This window comes from Ruegeria sp. CI8, from assembly GCF_056536865.1.
On record NZ_JBQFQL010000001.1, the window covers coordinates 1,454,587 to 1,469,473 of the forward strand.

15 protein-coding genes are annotated in these 14,887 nt (G+C 62.5%); 8 read left to right on the forward strand and 7 right to left on the reverse strand.

Annotated features, from left to right (window positions below):
* Positions 1 to 55: 55 nt before the first annotated feature.
* Together argS and ACR0DA_RS07175 are read right to left on the reverse strand one after the other, a co-directional pair.
* Entirely contained in the window at positions 56 to 1,801 is a 1,746-nt protein-coding gene (argS, locus tag ACR0DA_RS07170) for an arginine--tRNA ligase (RefSeq protein WP_170390381.1), read from the reverse strand.
* A gap of 95 nt (positions 1,802 to 1,896) precedes the next feature.
* Complete coding sequence (locus tag ACR0DA_RS07175) at positions 1,897 to 3,054, reverse strand: deoxyguanosinetriphosphate triphosphohydrolase (protein WP_480753433.1); 1,158 nt, start codon at positions 3,052 to 3,054, stop codon at positions 1,897 to 1,899.
* A gap of 76 nt (positions 3,055 to 3,130) precedes the next feature.
* Between ACR0DA_RS07175 and ACR0DA_RS07180 the strand changes: the two genes are divergently transcribed.
* Both ACR0DA_RS07180 and xth read left to right on the forward strand, forming a co-directional pair.
* A complete protein-coding gene (locus ACR0DA_RS07180; protein WP_093962326.1) occupies positions 3,131 to 3,454 on the forward strand; it encodes a HesB/IscA family protein in 324 nt (107 codons plus the stop codon).
* A 243-nt stretch (positions 3,455 to 3,697) separates the two neighbouring features.
* Positions 3,698 to 4,477 carry an exodeoxyribonuclease III gene (gene xth / locus ACR0DA_RS07185; protein WP_480753434.1) on the forward strand — a complete coding sequence of 260 codons (780 nt, stop codon included), beginning with the start codon at positions 3,698 to 3,700 and terminating at the stop codon, positions 4,475 to 4,477.
* Positions 4,478 to 4,481: 4 nt separating this feature from the next.
* Here the strand turns inward: xth and ACR0DA_RS07190 are convergent, their stop codons facing one another.
* Both ACR0DA_RS07190 and dksA read right to left on the reverse strand, forming a co-directional pair.
* The gene (locus ACR0DA_RS07190; protein WP_480753435.1) at positions 4,482 to 5,633 is read right to left on the reverse strand and encodes an FAD-dependent oxidoreductase; all 1,152 of its coding nucleotides are present in this window, start codon (positions 5,631 to 5,633) and stop codon (positions 4,482 to 4,484) included.
* Positions 5,634 to 5,704: 71 nt separating this feature from the next.
* The gene (dksA, locus tag ACR0DA_RS07195) at positions 5,705 to 6,127 is read right to left on the reverse strand and encodes an RNA polymerase-binding protein DksA (protein WP_170358872.1); all 423 of its coding nucleotides are present in this window, start codon (positions 6,125 to 6,127) and stop codon (positions 5,705 to 5,707) included.
* A 364-nt stretch (positions 6,128 to 6,491) separates the two neighbouring features.
* On the opposite strand from dksA, the gene ACR0DA_RS07200 reads away from it, so the two are divergent.
* The 5 genes from ACR0DA_RS07200 to ACR0DA_RS07220 all read left to right on the forward strand — a co-directional run bounded on the left by ACR0DA_RS07200 (position 6,492) and on the right by ACR0DA_RS07220 (position 10,643).
* Positions 6,492 to 7,337: an AAA family ATPase gene (locus ACR0DA_RS07200; RefSeq protein ID WP_093962329.1), complete on the forward strand. Its 846-nt coding sequence runs from the start codon at positions 6,492 to 6,494 to the stop codon at positions 7,335 to 7,337.
* A gap of 124 nt (positions 7,338 to 7,461) precedes the next feature.
* Positions 7,462 to 7,911, forward strand: a complete 450-nt coding sequence (locus ACR0DA_RS07205; RefSeq protein WP_480753437.1) for an N-acetyltransferase family protein — start codon at positions 7,462 to 7,464, stop codon at positions 7,909 to 7,911.
* Complete coding sequence (locus tag ACR0DA_RS07210; RefSeq protein ID WP_480753439.1) at positions 7,908 to 9,257, forward strand: DUF2927 domain-containing protein; 1,350 nt, start codon at positions 7,908 to 7,910, stop codon at positions 9,255 to 9,257. Before ACR0DA_RS07205 ends, ACR0DA_RS07210 begins: the two co-directional genes overlap by 4 nt.
* Positions 9,258 to 9,283: 26 nt before the next feature.
* Complete coding sequence (locus ACR0DA_RS07215) at positions 9,284 to 9,454, forward strand: hypothetical protein (protein WP_170338198.1); 171 nt, start codon at positions 9,284 to 9,286, stop codon at positions 9,452 to 9,454.
* Positions 9,455 to 9,458: 4 nt separating this feature from the next.
* Positions 9,459 to 10,643 carry a vWA domain-containing protein gene (locus tag ACR0DA_RS07220; protein WP_170432190.1) on the forward strand — a complete coding sequence of 395 codons (1,185 nt, stop codon included), beginning with the start codon at positions 9,459 to 9,461 and terminating at the stop codon, positions 10,641 to 10,643.
* A 19-nt stretch (positions 10,644 to 10,662) separates the two neighbouring features.
* Here the strand turns inward: ACR0DA_RS07220 and ACR0DA_RS07225 are convergent, their stop codons facing one another.
* A complete protein-coding gene (locus ACR0DA_RS07225; protein ID WP_170358865.1) occupies positions 10,663 to 12,147 on the reverse strand; it encodes an inorganic phosphate transporter in 1,485 nt (494 codons plus the stop codon).
* A 203-nt stretch (positions 12,148 to 12,350) separates the two neighbouring features.
* Here ACR0DA_RS07225 and ACR0DA_RS07230 point away from each other — a divergent pair, with 203 nt between their 5' ends.
* Positions 12,351 to 13,037: a M48 family metallopeptidase gene (locus ACR0DA_RS07230; RefSeq protein ID WP_093962334.1), complete on the forward strand. Its 687-nt coding sequence runs from the start codon at positions 12,351 to 12,353 to the stop codon at positions 13,035 to 13,037.
* 54 nt (positions 13,038 to 13,091) lie between these two features.
* Here the strand turns inward: ACR0DA_RS07230 and ACR0DA_RS07235 are convergent, their stop codons facing one another.
* Positions 13,092 to 13,634 (reverse strand): RSP_2648 family PIN domain-containing protein, encoded by a 543-nt coding sequence (locus tag ACR0DA_RS07235; RefSeq protein WP_480753441.1) that lies wholly within the window; start codon positions 13,632 to 13,634, stop codon positions 13,092 to 13,094.
* Positions 13,631 to 14,839 (reverse strand): RSP_2647 family RNA methyltransferase, encoded by a 1,209-nt coding sequence (locus ACR0DA_RS07240; protein ID WP_480753442.1) that lies wholly within the window; start codon positions 14,837 to 14,839, stop codon positions 13,631 to 13,633. The genes ACR0DA_RS07235 and ACR0DA_RS07240 overlap by 4 nt, the downstream gene beginning before the upstream one ends.
* Positions 14,840 to 14,887: the final 48 nt, after the last annotated feature.

Consider the following 14,887-nt stretch of genomic DNA (forward strand, 5'->3'; position numbering starts at 1 on the left):
GGGGCGCGCGGGTCATTTCTTGCCTACCTCGGGCCGGCGGTTCGGGCAGTGTTGGTTACCGCATCTCCTGCGCCGGCGTGACACCAAGAATACCCAAGCCTGCTGAAATCACAACAGAAACGGCCCGGGCCAGCGCGATTTTTGCCTGGCTTGTTGCCGCGTCACCATCTTGCAGGAAGCGCAGCGACATTTCTTCGTTGCCCTTGTTCCACAACGCATGAAAATCCCCTGCAAGTTCATACAGATAGAAGGCAACGCGATGCGGTTCGTTGGTACGCGCAGCGATCTCGACCAGCCGTGGCCATTCGGCCAGCTTTTTGGCAACAACCAACTCGGCCGCGTGGTCGATCTTGCTCAGATCGGCAGCTTTGAGGGTTGCATCGTCCGCGGCAATGCCCGCTTCGGCGGCCCGGCGCAGCACGCTCATGACCCGGGCATGGGCGTATTGCACGTAGAACACGGGGTTCTCGCGGCTCTGCTCAAGCACCTTGTCGAAATCGAAGTCCAGCGGCGCATCGTTCTTGCGGGTCAGCATCACGAACCGGGTTACGTCCGGGCCAACCTGGTCGACCACATCACGCAGCGTGACGAAATTGCCGGCCCGCTTGGACATCTTGAACGGCTCACCGTTTTTCCACAGTTTCACCAACTGGGTCAGCTTGATGTCCAGCGGCACCTTGCCGTCTGACAGGGCCGAAACGGCGGCCTTCATCCGCTTGACGTAACCACCGTGATCTGCGCCGAACACGTCGATCAGCGCGTCGAATCCGCGGCTCACCTTGTCGTAGTGATAAGCGATGTCCGGGGCAAAATAAGTCCAGCTGCCGTCGGATTTCTTGACAGGGCGATCCACATCGTCGCCATGCGCGGTGGACTTGAACAGGGTCTGCTCGCGCGGCTCCCAGTCTTCGGGGGTTTTGCCCTTGGGCGGCTCAAGAACGCCTTCATAGATAAGACCCTTGTCGCTGAGCGACTTCAGTGCAGCCTCGATCTTGCCGGTTCCGTACAGCGACTTCTCCGAGAAGAACACGTCCATCTCGACGCCCAGCGCCTTCAGATCGGCGCGGATCAGATCCATCATCGCATCGGTTGCGAAAACGCGGACCTCGGCCAGCCACTCGCTTTCAGGCTTGTCCAGCAAGCTGTCGCCGTATTTTTCCTTCAGCGCCTCACCGATCGGGATCAGGTAGTCGCCCGGGTAAAGGCCTTCGGCGATCTCCGGGCTCAGGCCGTTGGCCTCGCGGTACCGCTCGAACGCGGACCGGGCCAGCACATCCACCTGCGCGCCGCCATCGTTGATGTAGTATTCGCGGGTCACGTCGTGGCCTGAATAGGCCAACAGGCTGGCCAGCGCGTCGCCGAACACTGCGCCACGTGTGTGGCCCACATGCAGCGGTCCCGTGGGGTTGGCCGAGACGTATTCCACGTTCACCTTCAACCCCTGCCCCATGGTCGAGCGACCATAGTCCGTGCCCTGTTCCAACACCGCACCCAGAACGCCCTGCCAGACCGACGGGGCAAGCCGCAGGTTGAGAAAGCCCGGACCTGCAACCTCGGCACTCGTGATCCGCGCATCGGCGGCCAGTTTCGCGGCCAGCGCATCGGCAATGTCACGCGGCTTCATCTTGGCCGGCTTGGCCAACACCATCGCGGCGTTGGTCGCCATGTCTCCATGGGCGGCGTCGCGCGGGGGTTCGACCGCAACGTTGTCAAAGCTCAGCCCCTCGGGCAGCGCGCCTTCGGACTGCATCTGCGTCAGCGCGTCCAGAACAAGGCCGCGGATCTCGGAGAACAGGTTCATTTCGGATGTCCTTTTGCTTGCGCAGCGGTTTACCACGCAAGGCGGCAAGGTCAATGCAGGCGAGCGGCCCAATCCAGCTTTCGCAACATGCAGCCCTAAACCTGAGGGGGCTGTGCGCCGGTCAGGCGGGCATGATCCTGCAGGGCAAACCGATCGGTCATGCCCGCAATATAGTCTGATACGATCCGGGCCAGCGCGGTCTCGTCCGGCGCCGCTTCGATATCCGAATGCCAATGCCGAGGCATCTGGCGCGGGTCGCTCAGATAGATCGGGAACAGCTCCTCGACTACGCGACTGACCTTGGCGCGCACCTCCATGACGCTGGGCGCCCGGTACATGCGGGTGAACAGAAACGCCCGGATATCGTTGAGCTGCGCCCAAAGATCATCCGAGAAGCGGATGACAGGAGCCCCGAGGTGACGAACATCTTCGACTGTTTGCGCGCCCGATCTCTCCAAAACCTCGCGCGAAGTGTCGATTACATCCGAAACCATCACGCCGAACACCCGCCTCAGCGCCTCGTGACGACGCCGGTAGAAATCCAACCCGGGATACTTGCGATCTACCTCGGCATAACACTCCCGGACAATCGGCAATTGGGCGATCTCGTCGTCGGTAAAAAGTCCGGCCCGCAGGCCGTCGAACAGGTCATGATTGTTGTAGGCGATGTCGTCGGACAGTGCCGCAACCTGCGCCTCTGCGCTGGCATGGGTGTGCAGTTCAAGGTCAAAATCGGCATTGCACTCGGCCAGCGCCCAGGGCAACTCGCCCGTAACCGGGCCGTTGTGCTTGGCGATGCCCTCAAGGCATTCCCATGTCAGGTTGCACCCGTCGAAATCCGCGTAATGCTGTTCCAGCTTGGTGACGATGCGGATCGCCTGGGCGTTGTGGTCGAAGCCCCCGTAGGGCGCCATCAGCGCATGCAGAGCGTCCTCGCCGGTATGGCCAAACGGCGTGTGGCCCAGATCATGCGCCAGGGCCACGGCCTCGGTCAGTTCGGGGTTCAGCCCCAATGCCCCCGAGATCGTGCGCGCGACCTGCGCCACCTCGATCGAATGGGTCAGGCGCGTGCGATAGCTGTCGCCCTCATGCTCGACAAAAACCTGTGTCTTGTGCTTAAGACGTCGGAACGCGCTGGCGTGTATGATCCTGTCCCGGTCCCGTTGAAAGCACGACCGGAAACTGCTTTCTTCCTCTGGCACCAGCCGCCCGCGCGCCCGGCCCGGATCGGCAGCAAATCCTGCTCGCTCCAATGGTCTTGTCCTTGTCGCCTGTCTCCGGGGTTTCTATATTGTAGACCAACGAGGAAATAAACCTTTGGAGCATGGCATGAATCTGCCTCCGAGAGTCACAGAACGCGCCTTCGAGAGGCTTGCCGAGATCGGCGCCGCCGACAACGGCAAGGCCCTGCGCATCGCCGTTGAAGGCGGAGGGTGTTCAGGCTTTCAGTACGAAATCGCATTGGACGAGCCCAAGGACGATGATCTGGTGCTGGAAGGCAAGGGCCAGAAGGTTGTCGTCGACGAAATTTCTTTGCCGTTCCTGGAAAATGCGACGATTGATTTCACGCAGGAACTGATCGGCGCCCGGTTCGTGATCGACAACCCCAACGCAACCTCTTCCTGTGGGTGCGGCACCTCTTTTTCGATGTGATCAATCGTGGGGGCGTTGCGCCCCCGTCCTCTGAATTTCTCTTTGATCTGCAGGAGCGCCCGCTGTCCCGCGATCAGGCCTTAGGGCGCGGGTTGACCGTGTTTGGCCCCACGCCCACTGGGCCAGTTCATCATGGCGTCATCCGTCCCCGAACGCCCCGGCACCCGCGGCAGACCTGACTGACACCTTGTGATGGCCTCCGTTCTGGGCGATAGGTTTCGGCAGAGCTTCGGAGGGACCGGGATGAAAATCGCAACATTCAACATCAACGGCATCAAGGCGCGGGCCGAGGCTCTGCCCCGCTGGTTGGACGAAGCCCAGCCCGATGTGGTCCTGCTTCAGGAAATCAAATCCGTCGACGAAAACTTTCCCCGCGAGATCTTTGAGGAACGCGGGTACAACGTCGAAACCCATGGTCAGAAAAGCTTCAACGGCGTGGCGATACTTTCGAAGTATCCGCTTGAAGATGTCTCGCGCGGGCTGCCCGGGGATGAACAAGACGAGCAGGCGCGATGGATCGAGGCAACCGTCATCGGCAAGCGGGCGCTGCGGATTTGCGGGCTTTATCTTCCCAACGGGAACCCTGCTCCGGGGCCGAAGTTCGACTACAAGCTTGCGTGGATGGAGCGGCTGTATGAGCGCGCCCGCGATCTTCTGGCCACGGAAGAGCCGGCCCTCATGGCCGGGGACTACAACATCATTCCGCAAGCCGAGGACGCGAAACGCCCGGAGGCCTGGCGCGAAGACGCCCTGTTTCGGCCGGAAAGCCGCGCGGCGTTTCGCAAGGTGCTGAACCTTGGCTTCACCGAAGCGTTCCGTGCGCGGACACAAGGCCCGGGCCACTATTCGTTCTGGGATTATCAGGCCGGCGCGTGGAACCGGAATGACGGCATTCGCATTGACCATTTCCTTCTGACACCGCAAGCGGCGGACCTGATGCGCGATTGCCAGATCGACGCCGCAGTGCGCGGACATGAAAAACCGTCCGATCACGTCCCTGTTTGGGTGGACCTCGACATCTGACCCGTCAGGCCGTCGGATCGTAGTCGTAGATCCAGTCGTATCGACGCGTCAGGCGCGGACCGATCAGGGCCAAGGCCGCCTGCGCGGCCAGTCGTGCAGGACCGCGCAAATGAAAGTTCCGCGCGTTGGCACCGGCAGCTGCGACCACCTTGCGCGCGCGGGGTTTCCTCGTGCTTTCATAGGCTTCGAGTGCGCGGCGGACACCCGACTGTTCGTCAAAAGATCGGGCCAGGATCCAAGCATCCTCAAGCGCGAGGCACGCCCCTTGAGCCATAAACGGCAATGTGGGATGCGCGGCGTCCCCCAGAAGGACAACGCGACCATTCTGCCATTTCTGTGCCACCGGGCGCAGAAACAAAGCCCACAGATGGACATCCTGCACCTGCGCAAGCGCGGCGCCGGCCGGACCGCCGAAATCGGAAAAACGGGCCCACAGGTCCTCGGGGTCACCGCGCAGGCGCCAGCCCTCTTCCCGCCAGTCGGACCGCTCTTCTACCGCCACGATGTTCAACATGGACTGCTTTCGCAGCGGATAGGTCACAACATGACGCCCGGGGCCCATCGTCAGCGATGCCATGGGCTCGGCTTCGTGGTCGGTCCAGGGCACCGTTGCCCGCCACGCCACCTGATGCGTGAACGCGGGCGCTTCGGTTCCATTCAGGATGGGCCTGATACCGCTGCGCCCGCCATCCGCTGCAACGGCGAATTCCGCGCGCAGCCGGGTGCCATCCTGCAGCGCAACCTCGGCTTCGGCTGGATGCTTCCGAACATTGGTGACGCGGGCATTCAGCCTGATCGACACCCCTGCGCGCTCGGCCGCCTTTTGCAACACATCCAGAAGGTCAGCGCGATGGAAATACCACGTGGATCCGGCCGAAGGTGCCGGAAGACGGCTGACGACGCGGCCCCGCCGATAGTCGCGCAGAACAGTGCCGTGAGAGAGTTGTGCGACCCGACCGGGATCATCCACAACACCCAGCGCACGCAGGACCGCCATGCCGTTGGCGCTGATTTGCAGGCCGGCCCCGACCTCGGTCAAGGCCTCGGCCTGCTCGAGCACGGTCACCCGTGCACCGCGTTGCTGCAAGGCCAGCGCAGCGGCCATGCCGCCGATCCCGCCGCCGATGACACAGATTTGCAAACCGTCGATCTTCATGACACCGGCCTAACGCAAAAAGGCCGGAGCCACAGGCCCCGGCGCATGTCTCTTTTGAAAGAACCCAGCGATCAATCGTCGCGGTGAACTTTTTCGCGACGCTCGTGACGCTCTTGCGCTTCCAGCGTCATGGTCGCGATCGGACGCGCATCCAGACGCTTGAGCGAGATCGGGTCGCCGGTTTTTTCGCAGTAACCGTATTCGCCCTCGTCGATCCGGCGCAGAGCGGCGTCGATCTTGGCAACCAGTTTGCGCTGGCGGTCCCGGGTGCGCAGCTCCAGCGCACGATCGGTTTCCTCGCTGGCGCGGTCTGCAACGTCGGGAATATTACGGGTGCTGTCCTGCAGCCCCTCGATCGTATCCCGGCTGCCTGCCAAAAGTTCGTGTTTCCAGTTCAGCAGCTTGCGGCGGAAATACTCAAGCTGGCGTTCATTCATGAAAGGTTCATCTTCGGCCGGACGATAGTCCTCCGGCAGAAAAACTTCCTGCTTCATATTGGCTCCCTCGGTATGGCCAGAAACGTCTTTTGCGGTCGTGTCGCCTGACATTTGGCACCCCCTTCTGCGCAGCGTTTAACTGACGGGACGGGGAATGTCACTATCCAAACGCAACCCCGACGCGCCGTTATGAGAACCGGTATAAATATGAGACTTTGGACACCAAATCGTTGCCATTCTGTGAAAGCGAAACGACCATTTTGCGGCAGAACACCCGCGAGCGGATGATGGAATCAGTGCGATTCGTCCCTCGCGCCCGTCGTTGGCAGCCCGCGACGCTGCGGCCCGGCTTGTCATTCGGCCCCGCCCTAGGTAACCCGGTTCCCGTCTCCTGTTGCTGCGACCATCATACGAGGGCCCCATGACCGCACGTTTCAAAGGCACAGCCGAATACGTTGCCACCGACGACCTGACCATTGCCGTAAACGCAGCCGTCACGCTGGAACGACCGCTGCTGGTCAAGGGTGAGCCCGGAACGGGCAAAACCGAACTGGCCAAACAGGTCGCCGGCGCGCTGGGTCTCAGGATGATCGAGTGGAACGTCAAGTCGACCACCCGCGCGCAGCAGGGTCTTTACGAATATGACGCCGTCAGCCGTCTTCGCGACAGCCAGCTAGGCGACGAACGTGTGCACGACGTGTCGAACTATATCCGCAAAGGCAAGCTGTGGCAGGCCTTCGACGCCGATGAAAAGGTCGTGCTGTTGATCGACGAGATCGACAAAGCCGATATCGAGTTCCCCAACGACCTGCTGCAGGAGCTCGACAAGATGGAGTTCCATGTCTACGAGACCGGCGAAACGATCCGGGCCAAACACCGCCCAATCGTGATCATCACCTCGAACAATGAAAAGGAACTGCCAGACGCTTTCCTGCGCCGCTGTTTCTTCCACTACATCCGCTTCCCCGACGAGGCCACCATGCGTCGCATCGTCGAAGTGCATCACCCAGGCATCAAAGAGGCGTTGCTGACCACCGCCCTGACCCAGTTCTACGAAATTCGCGAGACGCAGGGGCTGAAGAAAAAACCCTCGACCTCCGAGGTGCTGGACTGGCTCAAGCTGCTCCTGGCTGAGGATCTGGATGCCGAGGACCTGAAACGCGACGGGGTAAATGCCCTGCCCAAGCTGCACGGGGCATTGCTTAAGAACGAGCAGGACGTGCATCTGTTCGAACGGCTGGCCTTCATGGCGCGCGCCAAGCGCTGAAGCCCGCCCATTCATGAATACTTGGTGATCACGGCTTGCCTTGCGGCAAGCCTGATGCCAGCATTGCTGCAACAAAGATCAAAGAACACGACACCGAGCACGCTGTAGAGCAGGACCACCCGAATTGACCCAAGCGCCGCGCATTCGCCCCCTCAAGCCCGAAGACCGGCCGAGCTGGGACTTGTTGTGGCGGGCGTATCTTGAATTCTACGAAACGGTCTTGCCCGACGAGGTCTACGACAGCACGTTTGCGCGCCTGCTGGGGGATGATCCGCAGGACTTTTCATGCCTTGTGGCCGAGTTGGACGGCGAATTGATCGGGCTGACCCACTTCCTGTTTCACCGCCATGCCTGGAAGATCGAAAACGTCTGTTATCTGCAGGATCTCTATGCCAGCTCGCATGTACGCGGCACCGGTGTCGGTCGAGCGTTGATCGAGGCCGTCTATGCCGAAGCCGATCGAAAAGGCGCGCCCGATGTCTATTGGTTGACGCAAGAGTTCAACCATACGGCGCGCCAGCTTTATGACCGCGTCGGCCAACTGACGCCTTTCCTCAAGTATCGGCGTCCATGAAACGTCTTGCTGGCATATTTCTTGGCTTTGTCCTTGCCGGCTGCAGTTCGGTCGACCGGATTGAGTTGCCCGATGAAATCAAGGTGACCGAGGCCGCGGCACCGGTGACTCAGGCTTTCGGCACGCCGCGTCCTTTCCCGCCGGCCCGGTCGAATACGAACATCGCGGCGGATTTCGTGGAGCTGCATTTCTCGCTGGAAAGTGGCACTGCCCTGCCGGTGTTCACGCGGTTCGAGGGTCCGATCACAGTTCGGCTGACGGGCGCCCCTGCCCCCACGATGCAATCCGACCTGACGCGTCTGCTGACCAGACTGCAGCGCGAAGCCCGGATCGACATCCGCCAGATCAACGATGGGCAGGCCAACATCACGATCGAAGCAGTGACCCAGCGCCAGATCCAGCGGCTGCTGCCGCAGGCCGCGTGTTTCGTCGTGCCCAACGCGTCCAGCCTCGAGGAATACAATCGCGACAAGCGCAAGACCAAAAGCAGTTGGCGCGCACTGCGCAGCCGCGAGCGATTGGCGATCTTCATTCCCAACGATGTCAGTCCCCAAGAAATGCGGGATTGCCTTCACGAAGAACTTGCACAGGCGATCGGGCCTCTGAACGACATGTACCGCCTGCCGGATTCGGTCTTCAACGACGATAATTTCCACACTATCCTGACCGGGTTCGACATGCTGATCCTGCGCGCGACCTATGTGCCGGAGCTTCAGACCGGCATGACCCGGGAACAGGTGGCGCAGGTCATACCCGGGGTCATCGCCCGCCTGAACCCGCGCGGCGCCAATCTGCCCGTCCAGCCAATCTCGGAGACCCCGCGTGAATGGATCGACGCCGTGCAACTGGCGGTCGGCAAGGGCCGAGCCTCGCCGCGGCAAATGCGGGCCATCGACCGCGCGATGCGGATCGGCCGAGAGCAAGGTTGGACCGATCACCGCCGGGCGTACCCCCATTATCTGAAGGCCCGTTTGGGTGAATTCGACGCCCCCGAGGAAGCGCAGCGCGAATATGCCATCGCTCTGCAATACCTGCGCGCGACCCCCGGAACCGAGCTTCAGCGCGCGCATATCTCGGTTCAGACGGCGGCCTATGCCCTGACCCAAGGGCGCGGCCCCGCAGCCCTGCAGGACCTCGACCGGGCCATCGCGACAATGACGCGGGCCGAAAACGCCTCGATGTTGGCGACGCTGCTGCTGCTGAAGGCCGAGGCCTTGAAGCAGGCCGGCAAACCCGAACAGGCACGCTCCGTCAGGCTGGACAGTCTGGGGTGGGCGCGCTACGGGTTTGGCTCGGAATTGGTGGTCAGCTCGTTGATGCAGGACGTCGCACTGGGGGCCCCATAACATCGCAAAAGGCGGATGACTAACACATGCTAGTGGTTGTGGGAATGGCGGTCCTGGGGGCGGCTCTGGGCGCGCTGACGGCACGAAAACGCAAAGGCAGCGGCGCGGATATCGCCCAGTATGCGGCCGGCTACGGCATTGCATTTGCATTGGCGGGACTGGCCATTTCGCTTGTTCTGGTGCGGGTGATAGGCTGAGCCGATGTTCATCCCCTTTTTCGAAAACCTCAGAAAAGCAGGCATCCCCGTCTCGTTGCGGGAATACCTGACTTTTCTGGAGGGGATGAAAAAGGGGCTGGCCACCTACGACATCGAGGCGTTCTACTACCTCGCCCGTGTCTCGATGGTGAAGGACGAGCGCAACATCGACAAGTTCGATCGCGCCTTTGCCGCCAGCTTCGAAGGGCTGTCCGAGATCACCTTCGATCAGGTGCTCGAGGCCGTGGACATCCCGGCCGAGTGGCTGGCCAAGATGGCCGAGAAGCACCTGTCAGACGAGGAAAAGGCTGAGATCGAAGCGCTTGGCGGTTTCGACAAGCTGATGGAGACGCTGCGCGAGCGGCTGAAGGATCAGCAAGGCCGCCACCAGGGCGGCAACAAGTGGATCGGAACGGCGGGCACCTCGCCCTTCGGCGCTTACGGCTACAATCCCGAGGGCGTGCGCATCGGCCAGAAGGAAAGCCGCCACCAGCGTGCGGTCAAGGTCTGGGATAAGCGCGAGTTCCGCAATCTGGACGACACGGTCGAACTTGGCACCCGCAACATCAAGGTCGCGCTGAAACGCCTGCGCCGCTGGGCCCGTGAGGGCGCCGCCGAAGAACTGGACCTCGACGGCACCATCCGCGCCACGGCCGAGCACGGATACCTGGACGTCAAGACCCGGCCCGAACGGCACAATGCGGTCAAGGTGCTGCTGTTTCTCGATGTGGGCGGCTCGATGGACCCGCATATCAAGGTGGTCGAGGAATTGTTCTCGGCCGCGCGGTCCGAGTTCAAGCACCTGGAATATTTCTATTTCCACAACTGCCTGTACGAAGGCGTCTGGCGCGACAATCGCCGCCGGTGGGATGCGCAGACCCCCACGCATGAGGTGCTGCGGACCTACGGCCCCGACTACAAGTGCATCTTCGTGGGTGATGCGTCGATGTCGCCTTACGAGATCGCCTATCCCGGCGGCGCCAACGAGCACTGGAACGCCGAGGCCGGGCAGGTCTGGCTGCAGCGCGCGCGCGAACAGTGGACGTCGAACCTGTGGATCAACCCGGTGCCCGAGAAATACTGGGAATACACCCATTCCATCGGCATGATCCGCGAGATCTTCGAAGACCGGATGGTGCCGATGACGCTGGCCGGGCTGGAACGCGGCATGCGCGAGCTGACGCGATAGCGCCAGCCCGGCTTTGCTTTTATCCGGCGATTGCCTGAATCCCCAGGAACAGCAGACCTGACAGCAGGGCCGCCGCGGGCACGGTGATCACCCAGGCCGCGATGATCGTCAGGAAATGCGACCGGCGCACCAGCTTGCGGCGGCGGCGCTCTTCGGGGGCCAACACCGGGCGTTCCGGCACAGCGCCGCGCGCCTTGATCAGGCGCCGCTCGGCGTCCCATTCCCGGAAGAACCCGACACCGAACACTGCGCCCACGGCGATGTGGGTCGAACTGACCGGCAGGCCAAGCCAGCTGGCCACGATCACGGTGATCGCCGCCGACAGCGCCACACAATAGGCGCGCATCGGGTTCAGCTTGGTGATCTGGCTGCCGACCACCCGGATCAGCTTGGGCCCGAACAAGAACAGACCGAACGAAATGCCGAAGGCGCCGATGATCATGACCCAGGGCGGAATGTTCACCGCATGGGTGAAATCACCCACCGCCGAAGCCTGAACGATGGCGGCCAGAGGTCCGACGGCATTTGCCACGTCATTGGCCCCATGCGCAAAGCTGAGCAGCGCCGCCGAAATGATCAGCGGGATGCCGAACAGGATCTTCAGCGACTTGTTGCGGTTCTCCAGCCCTTCAGCCTGACGGCGAATGACAGGAATCGTCACCATCCAGATCAGCACTCCGCTGACCAGACCGATCACCAGGGCCGTCTGCAGGTTGATCTTGAACAGATGTTTCAGGCCTTTCAGCGCAAGGTACGAGGCAAACGCCCCGGCCATGATGCCGACCAGAACTGGAACCCATTTGCGCGCAGCGGCGATCTTGTCGTCCTGGTAGATGATCCGCGCCTTGATGAACCACAGGAATCCGGCGGCGATGATGCCGCCCAGAAGCGGCGAGATGACCCAGCTTGCAGCGATCTGGCTCATCTTGACCCAGCTGACCGCGCCGAACCCCGCCGCCGCGATCCCTGCCCCCATGACGCCCCCCACGACCGAATGCGTGGTCGAGACCGGAGCGCCAACCCAGGTGGCCAGGTTGATCCAAAGCGCAGCAGACAACAGCGCGGCCATCATGGCCCAGATGAAGACGGTTGCCGTTCCCATGCTTTCGGTATTGATGATGCCCTTGGCGATGGTCGAGACCACATCTCCACCCGCGATCAGGGCCCCGGCGCTTTCGAAAACTGCGGCAATCGCGATGGCGCCGCCCATGGTCAGGGTGTTCGCGCCCACCGCCGGGGCCATGTTGTTGGCCACATCGTTCGCCCCGATGTTCAGCGCCATGTAGGCTCCGAACATGGCCGCGATCACGACGATCATCGTGTTGCTGGCCTGTCCGAACAACAAAGCAGCCGTGATCCCGGCGATCACGATGAACACGAAGGCGATGCCCGATCCGACGAACGGCCGCCCGACCTGCGCCGTTGCAACCTCGAGGCGGGAAAACCTCCGCAGGTCACGATCCAGTGTTTCAAGGTGCCGGGCTTCTAAATCATTGTTGGCCATTTGTCCCTCTTGCATAGCGCGCGCTCGCACCGCGTGCGCCGTGCCCTAGAAGGCTTTTGCCTTCATTTCAACCTTTGAAATATGCAAACTGCGATCTGACGCCGCGCGAATTCCGTCTCATGAACTGCCCCAAGTCGCCCATGTTGCCCGAAAGTGATGAGGAACGACTTGCCCCCGCATCCCGATCCGCCCATATCTGAGATATGTTGCGTCTGACCCCAATTCTGCTGGCGATCGCCTATGCCATTGTGATGTATCGGATTTCCGTCTGGCGCACCCATCGCGAGCTGGATGCGAAGTCGACCGAACTGGCCGATCCGGAATTGAAACGCATGACCGACCGCCTGGCCGCCGCCTTGGATGTGGCGCGCGTGCCGGTCTATATCTACGAAATCGACCCGGTGAACGGGCTGGCCGCGCCGGACGGGCGCATCTTCATCACCCGTGGATTCTATCGCAAGTTCCGCAACGGCGAGGTTTCGGCCGAGGAGATGGCCAGCGTCATCGCGCATGAACTGGGCCATGTGGCGCTGGGCCACGCCCGGCGGCGGATGATCGATTTTTCCGGTCAGAACGCGATGCGGGCGGCGCTGATGATGCTGCTCAACCGGTTCATTCCCTTCATCGGCGCGTGGATCGCAAATGCGCTGACCGCGCTGCTGGCCTCGCGCCTGTCGCGGGCGGACGAGTACGAGGCGGACGAATACGCAGCCGCCCTGCTGACCAAGGCCGGAATCGGGATCGGGCCGCAGAAATCCCTGTTTCACAAGCTTGAGGATCTGACCCAACAGCGGGCGGGCGTGGTTCCGGCCTGGCTGATGAGCCATCCCAAGACGGACGAGCGGATTGCCGCGCTGGAGGCACTTGAACAACGTTGGGAGCGTGGCTGAGGGTCAGAGTGCGAGAGGCCACACTCTCGCGATATTTGGAGCCAGGGGAAGAGGTCAGGCCGCCAAAGCCTTGCCGAGACGCGGCAGGCGGGCTTTTTTCATCAATGCGCGCAGAGTCCATCTGTCGCCCGACAGACGGTTGGCTTCGGTCAGGACCGATTGAGCCATCTCTTCGACACTGCTCGGGTCACTCTGCCAGATGCCGTGAAGGAAGCTGTCGGGGTCGATGCGGGCAAGGCCCTCTTCCGCCAGAATATTCCTTGGAAAGTCTTTGGCATTCACGGTGATGATCGTGTCGGCCGAAGCGGCGACCGCGGTGGCCAGCACATGGGTGTCGGCCGGGTCGGGAAGCCAGAGGCGCTGTTCGAGACCGGGTGCCTCGGGGCGTACGGCCTGCGGCCAATGTGCCTGCACCAAGGCGATTTCGGCCCGGGCCTGCGCCTCGCCCTCGGGGCCGAGTTTGCGGGCGGCGCGGGCCCATTCCTCGAGGATGCGAGCCGACCAGAGCGGGGTGAAGTGGCCCCGCGCCGCCACGCCCAGCAGCATCTCGCGCATCACCGTCGGATAGATGACGCAGGTGTCGAGAACCGCCTTCACAGCCGGTAGAACACGGATTTCAGATAGCCGCTCTCGGCCAGTTGCGGCAGTTGCGGATGGTCGGGGCCGGCAAAGCCAGTATGGATCATCTGCGCCTGGCGCCCGGCCCGACCGATACCGCGGGCACAGGCCTCGCGAAAGCGGGTCAGGTCGGCGGCATGCGAGCAGGAACACAGGCCCAGATACCCCCCCGGTTTGACAAGCGGCGCGGCCAGGCGGGCGATCCGCTCATAGGCCCGCAGCCCGGCATCCAGCGCCTGTTTCGACGGCGCAAAGGCCGGCGGATCGCAGATGACCACGTCGAACTGCGCACCGTCCTCACCCAGCTGGGTCAGAACGTCGAAGGCATCGCCCTGTCGGGTTTCAAAGCGGTCACCGAAGTCCGATGCGGCGGCGCCCTGCTCGGCCAGAGTCAACGCGGCGGCCGAGCCATCGACCGACAGCGCATGATCTGCCCCACCGGCCAGCATGGCCAGGCCAAATCCGCCCACGTGGCTGAACACGTCCAGCACATGCGCGCCGGGGCCCGCCAGCCGGGCGGCAAGAGCGTGGTTGGGGCGCTGGTCGTAGAACAGCCCGGTTTTCTGGCCCCCGGTCAGGTCGGCCATGTAGGTCGCGCCATTCATCGGGACGGGCAACGGAGCATCGGGCGCGGTGCCGCGCAGTGTCTGGTTCACGTCATCCAGACCTTCCAGCCCGCGGGTGCGGCCCGAGGCGTTCTTGAGCACGGTCGTCACCCCCGTCACCGCGACCAACGCGCCGGTCAGAAGGCCCAGATGCGCCTCGGCCCAGGCGGCGTTGGGCTGGATCACGCAGGCATCGCCAAAGCGGTCGATGATGACACCGGGAAAACCGTCGGCCTCGGCATGGACCAGCCGGTAGAAAGGCGCATCGAACAGCCGTTCGCGCAGGTCGAGCGCGCGGCGCAGGCGGGTTTCGAACCACCCGGCGTCCAGCTGTGCCGACAGGTCACGATCCAACACCCGGCACATGATCTTGGAATCCGGGTTCACTGCCACCAACGCGATCGGGGCGCGTTTGTCATCCTCTAGCACGGCCAGCGCACCAGGCGCGATCTTGCGGGTGCGCCGGTCGGTAACGATGTCATTGGCATAGACCCAAGGAAAGCCGTGGCGCAGACCGCGCGCATTGGCTTTGGGTTTCAAACGGATTCTGGGGCGGTCGGGCATGTCGGCATGGGTCATGGCGCCCTCATAGTCGCGATTGCGCGGGCAGAAAAGCCCCTCTGGCTA